This is a genomic window from Streptomyces sp. NPDC055025, from assembly GCF_053608565.1.
Genome location: NZ_JBSGVS010000001.1, coordinates 34522 through 52114, shown reverse-complemented (window position 1 = coordinate 52114; position 17593 = coordinate 34522). Strand labels below are relative to the sequence as shown.

General features: G+C 69.2%; 18 protein-coding genes and 1 pseudogene. 9 read left to right on the top strand and 10 right to left on the bottom strand.

All coding sequences use genetic code 11. The annotated features are described in order from the left end of the window. Positions 1-86 precede the first annotated feature (86 nt). Together ACWGDX_RS00215 and ACWGDX_RS00210 are read right to left on the bottom strand one after the other, a co-directional pair. A complete protein-coding gene (locus tag ACWGDX_RS00215) occupies positions 87-872 on the bottom strand; it encodes an SDR family NAD(P)-dependent oxidoreductase (protein ID WP_453620646.1) in 786 nt (261 codons plus the stop codon). Between the two features lie 260 nt (positions 873-1132). Next, the gene (locus ACWGDX_RS00210) at positions 1133-1507 is read right to left on the bottom strand and encodes a MerR family transcriptional regulator (RefSeq protein ID WP_453620644.1); all 375 of its coding nucleotides are present in this window, start codon (positions 1505-1507) and stop codon (positions 1133-1135) included. Positions 1508-1753: 246 nt separating this feature from the next. On the opposite strand from ACWGDX_RS00210, the gene ACWGDX_RS00205 reads away from it, so the two are divergent. Then, positions 1754-2725 carry an alpha/beta hydrolase family protein gene (locus tag ACWGDX_RS00205; protein ID WP_453620642.1) on the top strand — a complete coding sequence of 324 codons (972 nt, stop codon included), beginning with the start codon at positions 1754-1756 and terminating at the stop codon, positions 2723-2725. A 157-nt stretch (positions 2726-2882) separates the two neighbouring features. Here the strand turns inward: ACWGDX_RS00205 and ACWGDX_RS00200 are convergent, their stop codons facing one another. Then, positions 2883-3521 (bottom strand): hypothetical protein, encoded by a 639-nt coding sequence (locus ACWGDX_RS00200; protein ID WP_453620640.1) that lies wholly within the window; start codon positions 3519-3521, stop codon positions 2883-2885. After that, the gene (locus ACWGDX_RS00195; RefSeq protein ID WP_453620638.1) at positions 3518-4720 is read right to left on the bottom strand and encodes a hypothetical protein; all 1203 of its coding nucleotides are present in this window, start codon (positions 4718-4720) and stop codon (positions 3518-3520) included. Before ACWGDX_RS00195 ends, ACWGDX_RS00200 begins: the two co-directional genes overlap by 4 nt. A gap of 646 nt (positions 4721-5366) precedes the next feature. Here ACWGDX_RS00195 and ACWGDX_RS00190 point away from each other — a divergent pair. The 4 genes from ACWGDX_RS00190 to ACWGDX_RS00175 all read left to right on the top strand — a co-directional run bounded on the left by ACWGDX_RS00190 (position 5367) and on the right by ACWGDX_RS00175 (position 8316). After that, positions 5367-5600, top strand: coding sequence for a hypothetical protein (locus tag ACWGDX_RS00190; protein WP_453620636.1), 234 nt, complete (start codon positions 5367-5369; stop codon positions 5598-5600). A 95-nt stretch (positions 5601-5695) separates the two neighbouring features. Beyond that, complete coding sequence (locus tag ACWGDX_RS00185; protein WP_453620635.1) at positions 5696-6736, top strand: helix-turn-helix domain-containing protein; 1041 nt, start codon at positions 5696-5698, stop codon at positions 6734-6736. 23 nt (positions 6737-6759) lie between these two features. Then, the gene (locus ACWGDX_RS00180; RefSeq protein ID WP_453620633.1) at positions 6760-7296 is read left to right on the top strand and encodes a sigma-70 region 4 domain-containing protein; all 537 of its coding nucleotides are present in this window, start codon (positions 6760-6762) and stop codon (positions 7294-7296) included. A gap of 216 nt (positions 7297-7512) precedes the next feature. Beyond that, complete coding sequence (locus tag ACWGDX_RS00175; RefSeq protein WP_453620992.1) at positions 7513-8316, top strand: SAM-dependent methyltransferase; 804 nt, start codon at positions 7513-7515, stop codon at positions 8314-8316. A 219-nt stretch (positions 8317-8535) separates the two neighbouring features. Here the strand turns inward: ACWGDX_RS00175 and ACWGDX_RS00170 are convergent, their stop codons facing one another. After that, positions 8536-9453: a helix-turn-helix domain-containing protein gene (locus ACWGDX_RS00170; RefSeq protein ID WP_453620631.1), complete on the bottom strand. Its 918-nt coding sequence runs from the start codon at positions 9451-9453 to the stop codon at positions 8536-8538. 96 nt (positions 9454-9549) lie between these two features. Continuing rightward, on the bottom strand, positions 9550-9780 hold the full coding sequence (locus tag ACWGDX_RS00165; protein ID WP_453620628.1) for a DUF397 domain-containing protein: 231 nt from the start codon (positions 9778-9780) through the stop codon (positions 9550-9552). 268 nt (positions 9781-10048) lie between these two features. On the opposite strand from ACWGDX_RS00165, the gene ACWGDX_RS00160 reads away from it, so the two are divergent. The 3 genes from ACWGDX_RS00160 to ACWGDX_RS00150 all read left to right on the top strand — a co-directional run bounded on the left by ACWGDX_RS00160 (position 10049) and on the right by ACWGDX_RS00150 (position 11613). Beyond that, positions 10049-10537 carry an ATP-binding protein gene (locus tag ACWGDX_RS00160; protein WP_453620627.1) on the top strand — a complete coding sequence of 163 codons (489 nt, stop codon included), beginning with the start codon at positions 10049-10051 and terminating at the stop codon, positions 10535-10537. A gap of 204 nt (positions 10538-10741) precedes the next feature. Beyond that, entirely contained in the window at positions 10742-10945 is a 204-nt protein-coding gene (locus tag ACWGDX_RS00155; RefSeq protein ID WP_453620625.1) for a hypothetical protein, read from the top strand. 35 nt (positions 10946-10980) lie between these two features. After that, entirely contained in the window at positions 10981-11613 is a 633-nt protein-coding gene (locus ACWGDX_RS00150; RefSeq protein ID WP_453620623.1) for a hypothetical protein, read from the top strand. Between the two features lie 100 nt (positions 11614-11713). Here ACWGDX_RS00150 and ACWGDX_RS00145 read toward each other — a convergent pair. Both ACWGDX_RS00145 and ACWGDX_RS00140 read right to left on the bottom strand, forming a co-directional pair. Further along, a pseudogene (locus tag ACWGDX_RS00145) lies at positions 11714-11827 on the bottom strand (hypothetical protein); the annotation flags it as partial. 60 nt (positions 11828-11887) lie between these two features. Next, complete coding sequence (locus ACWGDX_RS00140; protein WP_453620621.1) at positions 11888-12931, bottom strand: saccharopine dehydrogenase family protein; 1044 nt, start codon at positions 12929-12931, stop codon at positions 11888-11890. Between the two features lie 70 nt (positions 12932-13001). On the opposite strand from ACWGDX_RS00140, the gene ACWGDX_RS00135 reads away from it, so the two are divergent. Next, positions 13002-13970: a helix-turn-helix domain-containing protein gene (locus ACWGDX_RS00135; RefSeq protein ID WP_453620619.1), complete on the top strand. Its 969-nt coding sequence runs from the start codon at positions 13002-13004 to the stop codon at positions 13968-13970. 69 nt (positions 13971-14039) lie between these two features. Here ACWGDX_RS00135 and ACWGDX_RS00130 read toward each other — a convergent pair whose 3' ends face one another. Both ACWGDX_RS00130 and ACWGDX_RS00125 read right to left on the bottom strand, forming a co-directional pair. Next, entirely contained in the window at positions 14040-15185 is a 1146-nt protein-coding gene (locus tag ACWGDX_RS00130; protein ID WP_453620617.1) for a hypothetical protein, read from the bottom strand. A 179-nt stretch (positions 15186-15364) separates the two neighbouring features. Further along, a complete protein-coding gene (locus ACWGDX_RS00125; protein WP_453620990.1) occupies positions 15365-17524 on the bottom strand; it encodes a protein kinase domain-containing protein in 2160 nt (719 codons plus the stop codon). Positions 17525-17593: the final 69 nt, after the last annotated feature.

The following is a 17593-nucleotide window of genomic DNA, read 5'->3' as shown; positions in this document are numbered from 1 at the left end:
CCTAGTATTCAAGGCTGGTGCGGGTGTATTGACCTAAGGGTGTGGATGGCGATGTCAGCGGTCACCGCTGGAGACAGGGACAGGCCTCAGCCGGGCATCCCCATGATCAACCCGCCGTCGATGACGACGTCCTGTCCGATGATGTAGGAGGACAGAGGGGAAAGCAGGAAGCCAACGGCGTGGGCGACGTCATCTGAGCTTCCGTTGTACCCAGCCGGCACCGCAGAGGCCGTGGCTTCACGCCCGCCTTCGTCCGGGGTGAACCTGTCGTACATCGCGGTGCGGATGTATCCCGGACTTACCGAGTTGACACGGATTCCCTCGTGCGCGAGACCCACACCGAGAGAACGAGCCAGATTGTGAACAGCCGCCTTGGTGGCGGCATAGACAACGGCGGGCACCATTCCCCGATGCAGTGTCCAAGAGGCGTTGAGAACGACGGATCCGCCCCCCGCCTGCCTCAGCAACGGCAGCGCCTTCTTCACCGTGAAGAAGACTCCCTTGAAATTGCCCGATACGAGCTGATCGAAGTCCGTCTCGTCCGTCGCGTCGATGTCCTTGAAGATTCCCGACCCCGCGTTGGCGAAAAGGCCATTGAGGTGTCCGTAGCGCTCGCGGATCCGCACCATGAGAGAATCCATGCCGTCGAGATCAGTGGCGTCCACCTGAGACGTCAGGAGTCGGCTCCCCTCGCCGGAGACGGATAGGAGTTGCTCGGATGCCTCTTCCAGACGTGACTGGTCTCGCCCGGTGATGACTACATGGGCGCCGCTCTCAAGAAGATAGCGGGCTGTCGACAGGCCAATCCCGCTGGTTCCACCGGTGACAAGAAGCACCGCGCCGTCAAGGCCTGGTTGCGTCGGAGAAGCCATGATGTCGTCTCCTAGCCCTTCAATATGGCTTGAGGGGGGCCGCATAGTGGTAAGGAACCGGGGAGTGCCATCCCTCCCCAAGATTAATTCGAAGGTTACGTGTCAGCCACTTCGCGCCCGCGACCGCGGACAGGCCGGCCGACTGAATGAATGACCGGCGTAGCCCGGCACATCCTGTGCCGATGCTCTTACCTAATCCTGTTCTCGGATCAGCCCTTCGCTGAACCACCCGCGCCTGTCCGCACGGCCCGGCACGCGGGTTACCGGGGTCGGCAGTGTTCGCCTGTTCGCCAGTTCACGGTGGCGGTGGTAATGACGGTGTCGAGCCTGTCCCGGGCGCTCACCAGATCACCGATCTGTCTGTCGATACGGTCCCGTTCGACCGCAAGCCGGTCGAGCAGTTCTGGCGTGGCTTCACCGTTCACGACACACGGCAGCAGATCCAGGATCGACTTGCTCGGCAGCCCGGCCGCGTACAACTGCTGGATCAGTCGGACACGGTCAACCGCGCTCTCCGGGTAGTGTCGCTGGCCGCTGGGGCTGCGTTCCGAGTCAAGCAGGTTCTGCTCCTCGTAGTACCGCAGCGCCCGAACGCTGACGCCTGTCCTGGTGGCGAGCTCGCCGATACGCATCATGTCTCTCCGATGTGACCCGGACCACGCTTCTTGCCTCTGACGTCAGCGTCAGGTTTTAGCGTATCTCACGAAGACCTCACCCCCTCCGGAAAAGCGACGAAAGCGCCCATGACCAGCTGATCCGCCAGCCTCCGCGTCGAGCTCCGCACGGGCATCACGCACGCCGCGATGTCCTGCTGGCGCGCTACCGCACACCGTCTGCACCTCCGATGTCAATCGCTCAACAGCTAGAAGGAAGATCTTTCGATGACCGCATCAAATACGGCGACGATGGACCTGGCCGTCACCGCACCCACTCCCGTCGTCTCGGTGAAGCCGGTAGAGCTGGAAGCACCGGACCGTGGTGAGGACCTGCGGCTGAGGATCTCCGCGCCGGCGACCGGGAGCGAACTGCCGGTCATCGTCCTCTCGCACGGCTTCGGCTCGTCGCTGAACGGCTACGGCCCCCTGGCCGACTTCTGGGCCGCTCACGGCTTCGTGGTGATCCAGCCCACCCATCTCGACTCCAGGACAGTGGGTCTTCCCCAGGACGATCCCCGCACACCGCGGCTCTGGCGTTTCCGCGTCGAGGACATGAAACGCGTCCTCGATCAACTCGATCTGCTGGAAGCCGCCGTTCCCGGTCTCAGCGGCCGCCTCGACCGAAGCCGCATCGCCACGGCCGGACACTCCTTCGGCGGCCAGACGGCGGGCAATCTGCTGGGCCTGCGCGTCCTTGATCCGGTGAGCAAGAAGGAAGAGGACCTGTCCGACGCGCGGATCAAGGCAGGCGTGCTGCTCGCCACGGCCGGAAAGGGCGGAGCCGACCTGACACCGTTCGCGGCCGAGCACTTCCCGTTCATGAACCCGAGCTTCGCGAACATGACCACGCCCGCCCTCGTGGTCACCGGGGACAGGGACGACTCCCCACTGTCCGTCAGGGGACCGGAGTGGCTCACGGACCCGTACTTCCTGAGCCCGGGTGACAAGAGCCTGCTCACCCTGTTCGGGGCGGAACACTCGCTCGGCGGGATCGCCGGCTACGAGGTCCAGGAAACGACGGACGAGAACCCCGAGCGCGTCGCCCTGATCCAGCGGGTCACCTGGGCCTACCTTCGCCACGCACTCGGCATTGAGGATGCCGGTTGGACGGCAGCGCAGAAGGCTCTGTCGGAGAGCACCGCCCCCATGGGCCGGATCGAATCCAAGCGAAACCCCCAAAGCACGTTTGGGGCCTGAGAGGTGTGTTTGCCTGAGAGGTGTGTTCGGTAGTGCGGCCGGGCCGTGGATGATTACGGGATGCCGGTCCAGGTGAAAGCCGTGCGACAGGCCCCAACCGGGCCCGCGACAGTCCGAGTGTGTTCAGTGGTGGAGGACCCGCCCCGGCACCCGGGTGTCAGAGGTCGACCTCGATCGTCTCATTGATGTCGATGCCGACGACGAACTGCTTCATGCACTCCGCGTCCGTCAGCGGCCGGCGCCAGTCGTAGGACTCCTCCATCAGCATCTCGGCCGGAGTGCGCTGGTGGTGGCGCGCGAACGTGCCCTTCAGTACGGGGTGCCCGTCCGGTACCTCGCACGGCACATGTTCGTGTACGGCGGTCAGCGCGCCCGGAGCCGTGGTGCCGCGCGGCGTCATCACCCGGGAGGCGTACGTACCCAGGAAGCGGGCCAGGTCGGCCGCGCCCATCGAGGGCAGCCGCGGGTTGTCCCGGTCGATCAGGACCGGATCGGCGTCCTCGCCGTTACGGTGCAGTCTCGGCTGCCCGAGCCGCGCCTCCTTCAGCGTCCACTCCGCCAAAGCCGGGACCGACTTGGCGGGGACGTCGAGGACCGGACCGCCGACGCAGTACGCCGACACCTGTCCGTCCGCGACGTCGACGACGGCCAGGGGTCCGTTCTCGAAACGCGGGTCGACAGCGGGCGCGGCCGCCGGAACGGGCTCGGCCGTGGCCTTCCTCGTGGCCGGGCGCCGCGACGTCGGTGTCCTGGCGGTGCTCGCCGTCCCCGTCGGCCGTCGCCGCGTCGACCTCACGGTGTGGTGCGCGCTTTGTGCAAACCCGTGGCCGACGTGATGCTCCAGGAGGCGCGCGACTGGACGTACAGGAGTCCGGGTCGTCTTGGGGTCGCGGCCGACGCCGTGAACGGCCCCTCGCCCTCGATCAGAAGGGCTCCCGGCGTGAAGTCCGGACGCAGTTCATGGAGGGAGAAGGCGGTCCCCTCGTACTGAGTGACCCGCAGTGGCATCCGGCCACCCGGGTGCCTGAGGACGTAGGAGCCGCTGGATCCCACTTCTTCCGTCAGGACCGGAATGTGCTCCGCCGGATGCAGCCAGATCCGCCACGCGCGCTTGGTCACCATGTCGAGGTGTATCCGGTCGTGTCCGTCGACCGGCACGGGAACGATCGCCCGCGACAGCGTGGAGCCGTGCGTGAGGATCTTCCGGGGTCTTCCGTCCCTGCCGGGCGGGCTGGTCAGTTCGACCCAGGAACCCTCGGCTCGGGCGAGGTGGACCACCAGCAGTTCAGGGTTGCGGCGGTCCGTACGGACGAGCTGGACTCCGGTGGAGCCACCGCTCTCCCGGCGCTGCTGCTCGCCCGTGTTCTCGGGCCAGGTGTCGTAGGGCGTGGACGAAGTGGGCGAGGAAGCCGGGTGCGTTGCCGCAGCGGGTGGACGGTGGTCCGGTTTCCGCTTGTCGGCCGTCCTGACGGTGGTGGCGGACGGGCGGGGCCGCGGACGGGGAGCGGTCTGCCGCTCCCGTGGTCCGCTGTCGATCGGCGGTAGGCCCTCCGACAGGCGTACGGCATCGGCCGCGCACACGGCGATCGTCCGGACGGCACCCTCGGGTGGTGCCCACCGGGCCTCCTCGGTGGAGGGTCCATGGCGGGGATCGAAGAAGCACAGCGGGCGCCGTTCCGGGCGCGGGCGCCCTTCCGTCGCGGCGTCCACACAGGCGAGCGCGTGGCGTCCCTCGTCGAGGGAGCGCAGCACATCAGCCGCGTCCCGGAGGTTGCGGTCACCGACGAAGTTCCGCTTGGCCTCTTCGTATGCGTCCAGCGCCCGCTGGTAGTCGGCGAGAAGCCCGGCATCGTCCGGATGGCTTCCCGGTGCGAAGGAGTGCCGGGCCAGTGCCTCCCCGAACGCGGTGATCTCCGCGTCGACCCGGGCAAGCTCGTCCTCGCGTCCGCGTCCCCGGAAGAGACCGGTGAACATCCCCACTATTCCGTCGGTCACACAAGTGATCGTAGTCGTACCGGCCGGCCCAGGGGCGGCACCTGGCGCCCGCGGCCCCTTGTCCCGCTGCGCCGCGACTGCCGGTTCGTCGCACGAGACCAACCGGCGGCACAGGACTGGAAACATCACATACTGTGCGAATGCAAACGCTTTGAACTTGACAACGAGTGAACTCGTTGCACCGTGGTCCGACCGCGGCCGAAGCCCGGTCCAAGACCCACCGAGGCCTGATTTCCGATCGCCTGCCCACGGATTCGCACCTCAGGGAACCACTCTGCCTGCAGATACACAGTGCAGTTCCGGATTCTTTCACTTTGTGACCGGTTATGACAATGCTGTATACGCACCCGAACGGAGCATGCAATTCTAGGAATATCCCATTCCACTTCATCGTGGATTTCGACGCTTGAGGCGCTCGAATCTTTGCTATGGGAGAGTTTTGATGATGCGTGAGGAGGTGAGACGCTAACGTCGTCCGTCGACGCGAGAAAGCCCCGGTGGCGTCCAACCTGTCCGGGGCCTCTCTGGGGTTGATCAAGAAAGGAACGTGAATTCCGTGCTCGATCGGTTTCGCCCTGCGGGCTCATTCGTGCCCGCAGCAGGATACGACGCTAACATTCCGCAGTTCAGGCGTGGTGAAACCCGTGTGCCGAGTACCTGGGTTGTCACGCCGGAGCTGTGCGCCTTCATCGCGCCGCTTGTCGGACCGATGGTCCTTGTCCCGGGTGTCCGGCAGCCACCGGCGGGTGCCGCGGCCACGGTGGGGGCCCTTCTCGCGGCCCGCCGCTCCCGCATCGTCCGCCGCGGTCTGCCGGCGGGCGGACGCCAGTACGCGGCCGCGAGCGGCGGGCAGTCGGCTTTGCTGCCCGCGGCCGCATGAGGTTTGAGCGCTCCGGGAGAAAAACATGACGTGTCGTTCGGGGAGGGCCCGTGCCGCCAGCAGGCCGGTATAGACAGTGCGGTCACTGTGACCGCGTGTTCGAGCAGACCGCGGGACGTGGACGCAGACGTGAGTACTGCACGGTGGAGTGCCGCAGGCACGCGCAGCGTGAACGTGAGGGCCGGCTGTCCCAGCAGCCCTCGCACAGTCCGCTGGGGCGGCCGCTCGCGGAGGATCTGCAGGCCCTGGCGGCCGGTCTGCTGACGGCCGAGTACGGGGGGCTGGGCCTGGAGAAGCTGCTGCGGCTCGCGCGGGAACTGGCGAAAGAGGTGGAGTGCTACACCGCCGCCGCGGTGCACGACGCGCGCGCGGCGGGTTCGGGCTGGGAGAAGGTCGCACGGGCCGCCCAGGTGAGTGTGCCGACGGCGCGGCTGAGATGGAACGAGAAGCAGGTCGTACGGATGATGCACCGGCGGGCCGCGCGGCAGCCTCTGATCGGTGTCGCGGCGGCGGAGGGGCAGAATTCGGGTGATCCTGAGCAGCCGGCGGTCCGCGCGTCGCAGCGGCTGGCGTCGGCTCTGTCCTATCTGCACCGGGCCAGCGGTCTGACCATCCGTGAGGTGGCGGAGAGGACCGGTCTGTCGGCGTCGTACGTGTCACGGATCCTGTCCGGGGAGCGGATGCCGAGTTGGTCGGTGACGGCTTCGCTTGCCCGGGTGTTCGACGGCGAAGCCGATCACCTCAGCGCGTTGTGGGCGAGTACGCATGAGGTGACACACCCGACGAGGCATCCGTTTCCCCGGCAACTGGCCCGCCTGCAGGACGCGTTGCGCGGTCAGTATCTGGCGGCCGCCCGGCCGGATCCTTCACATCTGTGCCGGATCCGGCCCGGGGTCCTGACTCCGGAGATCGTGGAGGATCTTCTCTCCGGGGAGGAGGTGCCGGACTGGGACACGACCGGCGCGTTCGTATCGGCGCTGGGCGGGTGGCCGGCGGACATCCGGCCGCTGTGGGAGGAAACCCACTACGCGTTCCTGATGTGGCTGCAGTCCGCGCCCGGCGGGACCCGGACGGAGACCGGCGCCGGGAACGACGAGGACGACGACCCGCCGACCGGTTGCGGTCCGCCGCGATGAGACAAGAGGAAGGAGACATGTCCGTGGTCCGGCCCTCACACAACAACAGCGGCGGCTCGGCGCTCTCGCGCACGGATGCGGTGCGGGCCGATCAGCGCCCTGGTGAGCTGACGCTCTCTCTTCCGCTCGACTACATGGCTTTCTGCACCCTGCATCAGGACACGTATCTGCGTTACGCCTGTGCCCGGATCGGCGACGCGGAGGTGAGCCGGACCGTCGTGCGGACCGCTCTGGGGGAGCTCGCGCTGGTCTGGCCCGCGGCGCTGCGCAGTTCGTGTCCGGAGGCGGTGGCCTGGCAACTGCTCAGCGGCATCGTGTCGGCGGCTCTCACGGACTCGGGGACGGTTTCGGGTCTTCAGTCCGTGCACCGGATGCTGCCCGCAGGCCCGGCGGACGCACTCCTGCTCTGCCGGGAACTGTCGCTGACGGTGAAGGAGGCTGCTGAACTCATGGGCGAGGAGGAGCCCGCGGTGCGCAGCCGGCTCTCCATGGCTCTGCGCAGCCTGCCCGCCCCGCTGGACGACCTGACGGCCGGCCCGACCCGTCCGCCCGGTTCCTGACCGGCGCGCCGACCGGTATACGCGGCGCGCGGCGCGTACCGCGCGCGCCGCAGTGCCGTTCAATGCCTCAGTGCGCCCCCGTAGAGGGCGTGTTACTCCTTTGTCTTCCACCGGACCCGTCCCCGTCTTGCCTAGCATGTGTGTCTTGCCGACTGAGGGCTGCCGGTACTCCGCGCGCCGGTGTGGCGGGGACCGGTGTAGGACGGGGAGCGACCGCTGTCTACATCCATCGACGTGAGCGTGGCCAGTGTGGCGCGCATGTGCGACTTCTATCTCGGAGGCAAGGACAACTATCCGGCGGACCGGCGGGCGTGCGAGAGGCTCAGTGAGCGACTGCCCGACACCCGGGCGCTGATCATCAACAACCGGCGCTTCCTGCGTCGTACGGTGCGGATACTGGCCGCCGAGTACGGGGTGCGACAGTTCATCGACCATGGCACGGGACTTCCCACGCACGACAACATCCATCAGGTCGCGCAGCGTGTCGACCCCGACAGCCATGTCGTGTACGTGGGCAACGACCCGATGGTGCTGGCCCATGGCCGGGCCCTGCTGGAGCAGGAGGACAGCACGGCGGTCGTCCAGGCCGATCCGCGGGACACCGACGGTGTCTTCTCCGATCCGGACACGGAGCGGCTGATCGACTTCAACCAGCCGGTGGCGGTGCTGTTCGTCTCGGTGATGCACTGCGTACCCGACGGCGACAGCACACCCGCGGACCTCGTACGCAGGGTCGCCGCGCGTCTGGCGCCGGGGAGCTTCCTGGTGGTCTCCCAGCTGGTCAGTGAGCGTGAGGACGTCCGGGAGTTCGTCAACGGTCTGATGCTGGACAGCACGGGCGGACGCTGGGGCCGGGTACGGGAGAAGGGCGACGTACGGGAATTCTTCGCGGGGCTGGACGTACTGGACCCGGGTCTGGTCGAGGTGTCGTCCTGGCGGCCCGATTCGGAGGTCGTCCCGCGGCAGCGCTCCCATGAATGGATCGAGTACGGCGGCGTCGGGCGTATCGGCTCGGCGTGATGACGGAGCCGGGCCGGCGCCGTATTCCGCGATGATGACGACGCGGCGGCGTCGAGCCCCGGAGGGAGCCATTCCGGGCACTCGGCCGGACCTCTCCGGCGTTCCTGTCCGCGCTCAACCGCCGCCCGGGGGCGGGCTCAACCACTGCCCGGGGACACGCTCAACGACCGCGGGGTGGGGCCGGTGTACTCAATCAGCGCTGCGCGGGCTGGTGTCGGGTCAGGGGTAGCGCTCGCGCAGGGTCCGCCGGAGCAGTTCTCGGGTGTCCTTGGGGTTCAGGGACTCGTCGGCGAGGCGGTCCAGGACCAGCCGGTACTCCTGGGTCTCCTCCGGCTCTTCGAGGAAGACCGCGCTCTTGATCTGTTCGAGATAGACGATGTCCGGCAAGTCCCGCGCGGGGAAACGCAGATAGGTGATGGGCATGCCCGGTGACGAAGCGTCGGTGAGGTCCAGCGGGACCACTTGAAGGGTCACGTTCGGCCAGTGGGACTTCTCCACCAGATGCTCCAACTGCTCGCGCATCACCTCACGGCTGCCGAGCACACGGTGGAGGACCGCCTCGTCGATCACCGCCCACAGACGCGGCGCGTCCGGCCTCGACAGGAGTGCCTGCCTGCGCATCCTCAGTTCGGTACGGCGCTCGACCTCGGCCTGCGACGCCATGGGGAGCCCGCGCCGGGTTACCGCCCGAGCGTAGGCGGGGGTCTGCAGAAGCCCGGGAACGAAGTGCACCTCGAACGTGCGGATGGCGGCCGTCGCCTCCTGCAGTCCGATGAGGCGCTCGGACCACTCCGGCATCAGCCGGTTGTCGTACCGCTGCCACCAGCCCGGCTCGGACGAGCGGCGCAGCAACTGCAGCAGAACGGACCGCTCGTAGTCGTCCGCGCCATACAGGCTCAGCAGGGCGACCACGGTGCTCTCCGACGCGGGTTTGCGGCTCCTGCCCGTCTCGATGCGGCAGAGTTTCGACGCGCTGCACCTGAGGTGGCGACCGACGTCCTGCTGGGTCATGCCCGCGTCTTTACGCATTCCCGCCAGCTGGGCTCCGACGAGCATCTTGAGAAGAGTCGGTGCGGGGTCGGATCTGCTGAGGTAGGGCTCAAGATAAGCGACACGGTGCGGCTCGGCGGCGGACATGCGGGCTCCAGCTCAACGACAGGGAACAGGACCGCAGTTTCCCATCCCGGAACCCGCACCGTACACGAAAGGGATTAAGTCCGGACCCGTACCGGCCTACAACAGATGATCGAAATCTCCGTCCTTCACACCAGCGAGGAAAGCCGTGACCTCCGCCGCCGTGTACACGAGCGCCGGCCCCCGCGGATCACGGGAGTTGCGTACCGCGACGCTCCCGCCCGGCAGGGGCGCCAACTCGACACAGTTCCCTTCCGCGGCGCTGCGACGGCTCTTGACCCACATGACATCCAGAGAACTGGCCGCGACACCATTACCGACTGACTGCATGACACCTGCTTCCGCACATGATTTCGACAATTCCCGCGACCGAATCTCGAAGTACACGTGTCGGCCGGGGACATGCGTGTTCGATATCGGTAGCGGACTCGCTGCAATTTCTTCTGCAATTGCATGAGACTTGCTGACAGCGTGGATACTAGCTTCGTCGGCCGGGTAAGCCCGGTGCCGCGACCAGGCACCTCGTCGGGGAGGAAACGTGTCACCACACACAGCGACTACACGAAACCGGGCCGATCACGCCGAAAAAGCGCCTCTGATGCCCCAGACCGGTTCACCCGAACGGGGCACTCCCCCTCCCCCTATCACCCCCGACTGGGGACTCCAACTGAGGATCAGCGCGCCCGGATTCACCGCACGCCGCATCACCCGCCGGCCCCAGGCCCTCACCCGCGCCAGGACCTTCGCCCGCCGCACCCTCCATGGCTGGGACCTCGACCGCTTCGCCGACGACGCCCTCACCATCACCGGCGAACTCGTCGGCAACGCCATCCGCCACGCCCTGCACGAACCAGGAACCGGCGAGGACATCGCCTGGCTGGGCCTCATCCGCAACCCCACCCACCTGGTCTGCGCCGTCACCGACCCCAGCGACGCGCTCCCCGCGCCACGGTCCCCCGCCCAACTGCTCGACGAGAACGGCCGCGGCCTGCACATCGTCGAAGCACTCGCGGAAAGATGGGGGTACACCCCCCACCCCACCGGCAAAACGGTCTGGGCGGTCCTGCCGACCTGGCCCCACCACTAGGGTCTTTCGTTTGGATCTGGCTGGATGAGGGAGCGGGGTCTGGTGCCGTGGATCGCAAGGCGGAGGAGGGAGCCCACGCGGAGCGTAGGCGACTGACGACAACGCGGCGAGGCGCGGTGCCAGGGCACGCGAGCCCAGCAAGACCCAAACGAGAGGCCCTAGGCCCTGTCCGGTCGATCTTCGTGGATCAGCCCGGGGCGGCTGGTGCGTGCGATCGCGAGGCGTTCGAAACACGCCCTGAGAGCTGTCCTGCCTCGGGGAGCGGCCATTCCGCCGTGCGTCGAATATTCGATCACCCCGCTGGGGGCGAAAATCGCAGATCGGTTGCGTGGGCTCGTCGATCTGGTCGAGGTGTCGGTCACCACGGTGTTCGCGGCCCGCGATGCCTATGACGCCCGCCGGCCCTGACACAAGCGGGCACAGGGGCACAGGGCGGCGGATACATGGCGAAGAGACCGCACACGGCGGGAGTCGCGATGCGCCAGGCCTGTGCGATCGACGACACGGTGATCGGATGTAATGCCATGGTGGACACATGGTGGAACGCGTTGCCCGAGTCGGTACGTGAACAGGTGGACGGCTTCGTCCTGAATGACCGTCGCCTGCACGCGGTCCGGGAGGTGCTGGAAGCGGTTCAGACCCTGCCGGAGGGGCCTCGGACGCCGCGGCCGGGCCTGCGTGGCTGTCAGGAGATGGTGACGGCCCGGTATCAGGCCCTGGCCGACCGGATCGCCCCTCGGCCGGTTCCACCACGCGATACGGAGACGCTGACCGCCCGGATCGGCCAACAGCCTGGGCGGCTGGTCGCATTGGAAGCGCTGTGGGACGGGGACACCGACGGCTGGATGGTTGACCTCGTCGCCGTCTTCGACGCCCCGCAGAGCGAGCTCGGACTGGCGACGATCCGTCACGGATCGGATCTCCGCCTCTTCAATGGACAGGTACCGCCCTGGCCCGAGGCGCAGGAAGCCATACGAATCGGTACCGCCCTCGCGGAACGTTTCGATGTGCCCTTCCACTTCGCCAGTCCCGACGAACCCGACGACCAGGCGATCCGCTGGCGGGCCACACTCTGAATTGCCCTGTCCGGCCCTCCGCCTGTTCCGGCAGACCTCCGCGGTCGGAGTACTCCACAGCGAGGTCAGCTCCGGCCTCGGCGGAGTCCATGAGAACCGCCGCTCCGTCGGTCTCCCAGATCCCGCAGTCCTCCCAGTCGGTGCCGGGATCGTCCAGGAGGGCCCCGGCGGCTTCGAGGAGCTCGGCATCGGAGTCGGCGGCGAGCCGGCGCAGGAAGACGCGCTGCTCGGGCAGGTGGAGAGGGCCGGGTGGTGGGGCGCGGGAAGGTCACGGTCAAGTCCGCCCGGTCCGCCCGTGGGCAGGCTCGCTGAAGGTCAGATGGGTGGGATCGAGCGCTCGCAAGAAGTCCGAGGCGTCGAAGAGTTCTCCCGCGGCGGCCACGCCGGTCCTGTCGACCCGGCCGTCGATGATCCGTTCTGCCGCCTCCACGACGATGGGTGCGGTGACCGCGTAGATGTCGTGGCCGGACGCTGTCGCCCGGCGGCGGACGCCGGCCCTGCGCGCGACGACGTCGACGAGGAAGGTCTGTGCCGAGCGTCCGTCGGCGTCCACCGCCGTGGGCGGGGGCGTCGCGGGGTCGCTCAGATCGCGAAGGGGCGCCTCGTTGATACAGACACGGATCTCCGGCACTCGCAGGTGGCGGGAGATGGTGACCTGGTCGGCCGTGGAGAGCTCGGTGACCTTCTGGACGCCCAGCGGGGGCGGGAAATGCCAAGAGTATGTCCGCGGTGAGCCCTCGGGCGGAGTGAGACGGTTGCCGGTGAACACGAGGTGCCGGCCGGCGTTGCGCCGTACGGTCTTGCGCGTTCCCTGGGTCGGCTGCCAGCTGTCGAGGGCGATCGCGACCGTGATGTCGTCGGCGTCCGGCCAGTCACCCATCGCCGCGCAGGCCAGCAGATCGCCCAACCCGCCGTAGAACGCCATCGACGGCGCGACCACCACGCCCGCGTCATGGGCCTGGCGGGCACGCCGTTCGAACGTCTCCAGGGTGACGGCCTGCTCGGCGGCCACGTCGAGATAGGGGATGCCGGCGCGCAGTGCCGCGTCGAGCACGGCGGGCGCGGTGTCGGCGAAGGGACCGGCGCAGTTGATGACCGCCGCCGCGCCCGACAGCGCGCGGTCCAGGGACGGTGGATCGACGAGGGACGCGACCCGGGTCTGTGCCCCGGGGTGGGCTCGGGCGGCGGAGTGGAGCTTGGCGGCGTCGCGGCCGACGAGGAGAGGGGTGCGGTTACGCCGGCGAAGCTCCCCGATGACGAAGGCGGCGGTGTGCCCGTAGGCGCCGACGACCGCGATCGTCCCATGGTGTCTGTTCATGCGGCCATGCTCACGGCCGTGGGCGCCGGACACGAGTGACCGAAACGACGAGATGCGTACACTTTCGGACATGACATCTGTGGTGCTGGCGCTCTACGACGGGGCCATGCTGTTCGAGACCGCGGCGGCCTGCGAGGTGTTCGGCGTCGACCGGGGACTGGCCGACGCGTGGTACGACTTCCGGGTCTGCGGGCCGCGGGAGGCCCGGCTGGGCGGCTGGCTCCGGGTCGACACCCCGCATGGGTTCGACGCCCTCGCGGAGGCGGACACCGTCATCGTCCCGGCCTGCGCCGACGTCCAGGCCGACGCGCCGGCCGATCTCGTGGACGCCGTGCGCGCGGCCCATGACCGGGGCGCCCGGCTCGTGTCGTTGTGCACCGGGGCGTTCGTGCTGGCCGCGGCGGGGGTGCTGGACGGCCGTCGCGCCACCACGCACTGGGAGCACACCGCCGCGCTCGCGGCCCGCTACCCCCGCGTCCAGGTCGACCCGGACGTCCTCTACATCGATGACCGCGGTGTGCTGACCTCGGCCGGCAAGGCCGCCGGAATGGATCTGTGTCTGCACATCGTCACCGCGGACCACGGCGCCGCGGTCGCCAACGCGCTGGCCCGCCGGCTGGTGGTCCCGGCCCGTCGCGCCGGCGGCCAGGCCCAGTTCATCGCCGTATCGGCGGGCGCCGACACCGGCCACGCGTTCTCGGATCTGCTGGACTGGGTGAGCGAGCGGCTGCACGAGCCGCTGACCGTACCCGACCTGGCCCGCCGGGTGAATATGAGCACCCGGAACCTGACCCGCCGTTTCACCGCGGCCACCGGCACCACTCCCCTGCGCTGGCTGCACACCCAGCGCGTCCACCGGGCCCAGGAACTCCTCGAAACCACCGACGACAGCATCGAACTCATCGCCGCGCGCACCGGTATGGGCACCGCGGCCACCTTGCGCCGGCACTTCCACCGTGCCCTCGGTGTGCCTCCGGACATCTACCGGCGCACGTTCCGCAACCACCGCGCTCCCACCACGACATGGGCTCAGGCGTGACGAGGCCCCGGCGCCGGCGACGCCGTGCCACCCCAGCGGACCGCGCCGACGGGGCTTGCGTGGTTCGTGTCAGGCCGGTTCCGCGTACCGTGAGCCGGCGAAGTACCGTGTCACCGCCTCCACTTCGTCGCCGTCGCGCAGTCGCCGCAGTTCGACCAGAGGGTAGGTCTGATGGCCGTCGACCATGTCGCGCGGCAGGCCGAAGGAGTGTCCGGGCACCGGCCACAGCAGCAGCCACTGATGCTTCTCCATGGCGCCCGGTCCACGGCCCACCGTGACGGCGACCACCTGGTCCCAGCGGATCGCCACCTCCGGGTCGCCGGAGTTCCCCACCGACAGACCCTCGGGGCCGATCCGCAGCCTCAGGGGTCGCACCCATCCCCGGAAGGACACCAGACTCCAGGTCCAGCCCAGTACCGTGCTCAACGGCCCCAGCGCCACCACCGGTTCGGGGACCGAGGAGACGCCTTCGGTGATCAGCAGAACCGTCATGCCCGTTCCGGTCACCGCGACGGCCAGCGCCGCCAGGAGCCGGGCCCCGGTACGACGCCGCCCGACGAAGGTCCGGGGCTCCCGGGCGGCGGCCCGCGCGGCCGGCCGGGGCCCTGGCGCGTCGGCCAGAGGCCCTGGCGCGTCGACCAGCGGGCCGAAGCCGGGACCCTGCGCCGTGATGGGTCCGGGCGCCACCGCACGGCGCAGTCCGTGGGGCGCCCCCTCGAAACGCGGTCCCGCGTACCGGGTCAGCGCCCCGATCAACGCGTCGACGCCCTGGTCGAGTTCGGCGGTGTCGACCACGTCGTAGGCTCTGCGCCCGCTCCCGGTGAACGCGCGCCCGACCGGCAGGTCCGCTCCCTCGACGGGGTAGACACGGAGACGGGGTGGCCGCGGGACGGCCGTGCCCTCGTCGCCCTCTGCGGTGTCCGCCCTGCTGTAGTGGAGGGCCACACCCTCGATCTGTCCCCAGGCGAGACCGCCCTCGTGCAGGGTGATCCCGTACCCGTCGATACGCAGACCGAACGGGCGCCGCGCGCGGCGCAGATCCCTCGCCCCGGCGAGGACCGCCAGGCCGGTGAGTGCCATCGCGAGGAAAGCCGGGTTACGGGCCTCGCCCTTCGCCAGGACCGCCCACACCACCGCGCCGGCCTCCAGACAGAGACCCCATCCCATCCAGCGTCTGCCGCTCGCGCGCAACCGGCCGCTTCTCGTGAACTCCATCTGTCAACCGCCCCCCGCCGCCACCGCGGCCACCTGCTGTCCTCGCCGCCCCGCCGCCTCGCGGGCCCGGCCGGAGCCGCGTCGCTGCCCCTGCCCCTCCCCCTTTCGGACGCCGTGGCACGCACCGCATGGGCGAACACGAGACGAACGAGTGGCGACGCTTCGGCAGCCCTCGCGGATCAGTCCCCCGCGCGCTCCTCCGGGGGCGAGGAGCCGGCCCCGGCGGGCCGCCACTCGGTATTCGGGTGCAGCGGATCGATGGAGCGGAGGCTCCCGTTCGCCCTCGTGACGAGTGAGCCGCCGGTCCGCATCGGGAACGCTCCCTCCGACGAGCCGAAGGCGCTTGTGCCCATGGCGGTGGTCTGCCACCGCTTGCGGCCCGTCCGCAGGTCCAGGGCGACCAGCCGTCCGCTGTAGCTGGACAGATGGACCGCGCCCTCCCGTTCGGAGACGATCGGCGGTCCCAGCAGGTCCACGGCCGTGTCCTCGCTCCACAACCGGTCACCCGTCGTCGTGTCGACCGCGGTGACGCGGCCGGTGTCCTGGACGAAGAAGAGGCGGTGTCCGGCCAGTGTCGCGGCGCCGACCGGGCGCTCGGGCAGCTTCACCGTCCGCCGACTGCCCGTCCGGACGTCGACGCGCAGCAGGGAACGGAAGCGCTGTTCGGGTACGGCCTCGGCGTCCGGGACCAGTACGATCAGGTCGCCGCCGTCGAGCCCGACCGCGATGGCGAGTCCTTTCCTATGGATGATCTCCTCCGGGGTTCCGTTCCCGGGGTCCAGGCGGAGGAAGGTGGTCCCTTCCTCCGGGGTGCCGGAACACGCGGCATACGGCGCGTCGTCGAAGACCAGAGGCTGGCAGACCGGCCCGCCACCGGGCCACGGTGTCGACCACAGCTCGGCGCCGGTGGCGGCGTCGCGCCCGACGAGCGAACCGTCGTCGATGCCGTCGCTGGAGAGCACCGCGCGGCCGAAGAACGCCACCCTGCCCGTGAAGGCCGCCCTTCTCGTCCAGATCTCCTTCCCCGTATCCGCGTCCAGCACGATGAGATCTTCCCTCTGCGAACCGTCCGAGGAGGCGGGTCCGCGCAGCAGCACGCGCCCGGCCCGCACATCGATACCGCTGGACGCCCCGGGATCGGAGGACGGCACCCGCCAGTCGACACGTCCGGACGCGGCGTCGATCCGCGCCGCGTGGAAGCGGTCCCCGTTGCAGTAGACGGCGAGTTCGTACGCCCGGCAGTCCGTGAAGGCGTCGGACTCCCCGTTCGCGCCGGACAGCGTCAGCTCCCACGGGCGCCAGCCGGCGGGCAGCGCGGCCTCCCGCGCCGGGGAGGACCGGCCGACGCCCGCCGAAGGCACGGCGAGTGGCCGGTCGTCCGTCGGCCCCCCGGTGTCCCGGACACCGGCCAGCACCAGCACGCCCGCCCCGAGACCGGCCACGGTGACCACGGCCGCCAGAGCGAGCGAGGATCTGCCACGCAGCAGACGTGACAAGGGCCGTGACGAGGCCGGTGGCAAGGGCGGCGACAAGGGCCGTAACCGTCCCGGACCCGAGGACGGCCCGGCCGCGGGGCCCGAGGCACCGTCCCCGGCCGCGAGCCCCTCCTCGGACAACTCACCGAGCAGCCGGGCCAGTTCTTCCAGATCCGGCCGGCCCGACGGATCCTTGTCGAGACACCGTTCGACCACCCCGCGCAGTGGGGGCGCCACACGGTCCAGAACGGGCTGCTCGTGCACCACCTGATACATCGTCAGGTACGGACTCTCCGCGTCGAAGGGCCCGTGACCGGTGGCCGCGTACACCAGCAGCGCGCCGAGCGAGAAGATGTCCGAGGCGGCGGTCACCTCACGCGGACGGCTCAGCGCTTCCGGCGACATGAACGGCGGTGTGCCCATGATGTGCCCGGTGAACGTGAGCGACTCGTGGTCGACCGCCCGCGAGATCCCGAAGTCGATGACCCTCGGTCCGTCGGGCGCCATCAGCACATTCGCCGGCTTCAGATCGCGGTGCACCACATCCACACGGTGGATGTCGCCCAGCGCCTCCACCAGCCCCCGGGCCAGCCGCAGCACCTCCACCGCCGGCAGCGGCCCCTGTTTGTCCACCCGGTCCGACAACGTGGGAGCGGGCACGTACAGCGTGGCCATCCACGGCAGCCCGGCATCGGGATCGGCGTCCACCACCGAGGCGGTGAACGCGCCACTGACCCGTCTGACCGCCGCCACTTCCTGCCGGAAGCGGATCCTGAACTCCTCGTTCTGGGCGAACTGCGCGTGCACGACCTTGACGGCCACCTGTCTGCCGGACGCGGAGCGCGCCAGATAGACCACTCCCATACCACCGGACCCGAGCCGGTCCAGAAGCTGATAGCCACCGACCGAATCCGGATCCACCGCACCCAGCGG

Coding starts and splice junctions, on each gene's coding strand:
- ACWGDX_RS00205 (WP_453620642.1), top strand. CDS start 1,754: ATGACCGCATCAAATACGGCGACGATGGACCTGGCCGTCACCGCACCC.
- ACWGDX_RS00150 (WP_453620623.1), top strand. CDS start 10,981: ATGGCGAAGAGACCGCACACGGCGGGAGTCGCGATGCGCCAGGCCTGT.
- ACWGDX_RS00215 (WP_453620646.1), bottom strand. CDS start 872: ATGGCTTCTCCGACGCAACCAGGCCTTGACGGCGCGGTGCTTCTTGTC.
- ACWGDX_RS00210 (WP_453620644.1), bottom strand. CDS start 1,507: ATGATGCGTATCGGCGAGCTCGCCACCAGGACAGGCGTCAGCGTTCGG.
- ACWGDX_RS00125 (WP_453620990.1), bottom strand. CDS start 17,524: ATGGGAGTGGTCTATCTGGCGCGCTCCGCGTCCGGCAGACAGGTGGCC.
- ACWGDX_RS00160 (WP_453620627.1), top strand. CDS start 10,049: ATGCCCCAGACCGGTTCACCCGAACGGGGCACTCCCCCTCCCCCTATC.
- ACWGDX_RS00140 (WP_453620621.1), bottom strand. CDS start 12,931: ATGAACAGACACCATGGGACGATCGCGGTCGTCGGCGCCTACGGGCAC.
- ACWGDX_RS00165 (WP_453620628.1), bottom strand. CDS start 9,780: ATGCAGTCAGTCGGTAATGGTGTCGCGGCCAGTTCTCTGGATGTCATG.
- ACWGDX_RS00170 (WP_453620631.1), bottom strand. CDS start 9,453: ATGTCCGCCGCCGAGCCGCACCGTGTCGCTTATCTTGAGCCCTACCTC.
- ACWGDX_RS00135 (WP_453620619.1), top strand. CDS start 13,002: ATGACATCTGTGGTGCTGGCGCTCTACGACGGGGCCATGCTGTTCGAG.
- ACWGDX_RS00130 (WP_453620617.1), bottom strand. CDS start 15,185: ATGGAGTTCACGAGAAGCGGCCGGTTGCGCGCGAGCGGCAGACGCTGG.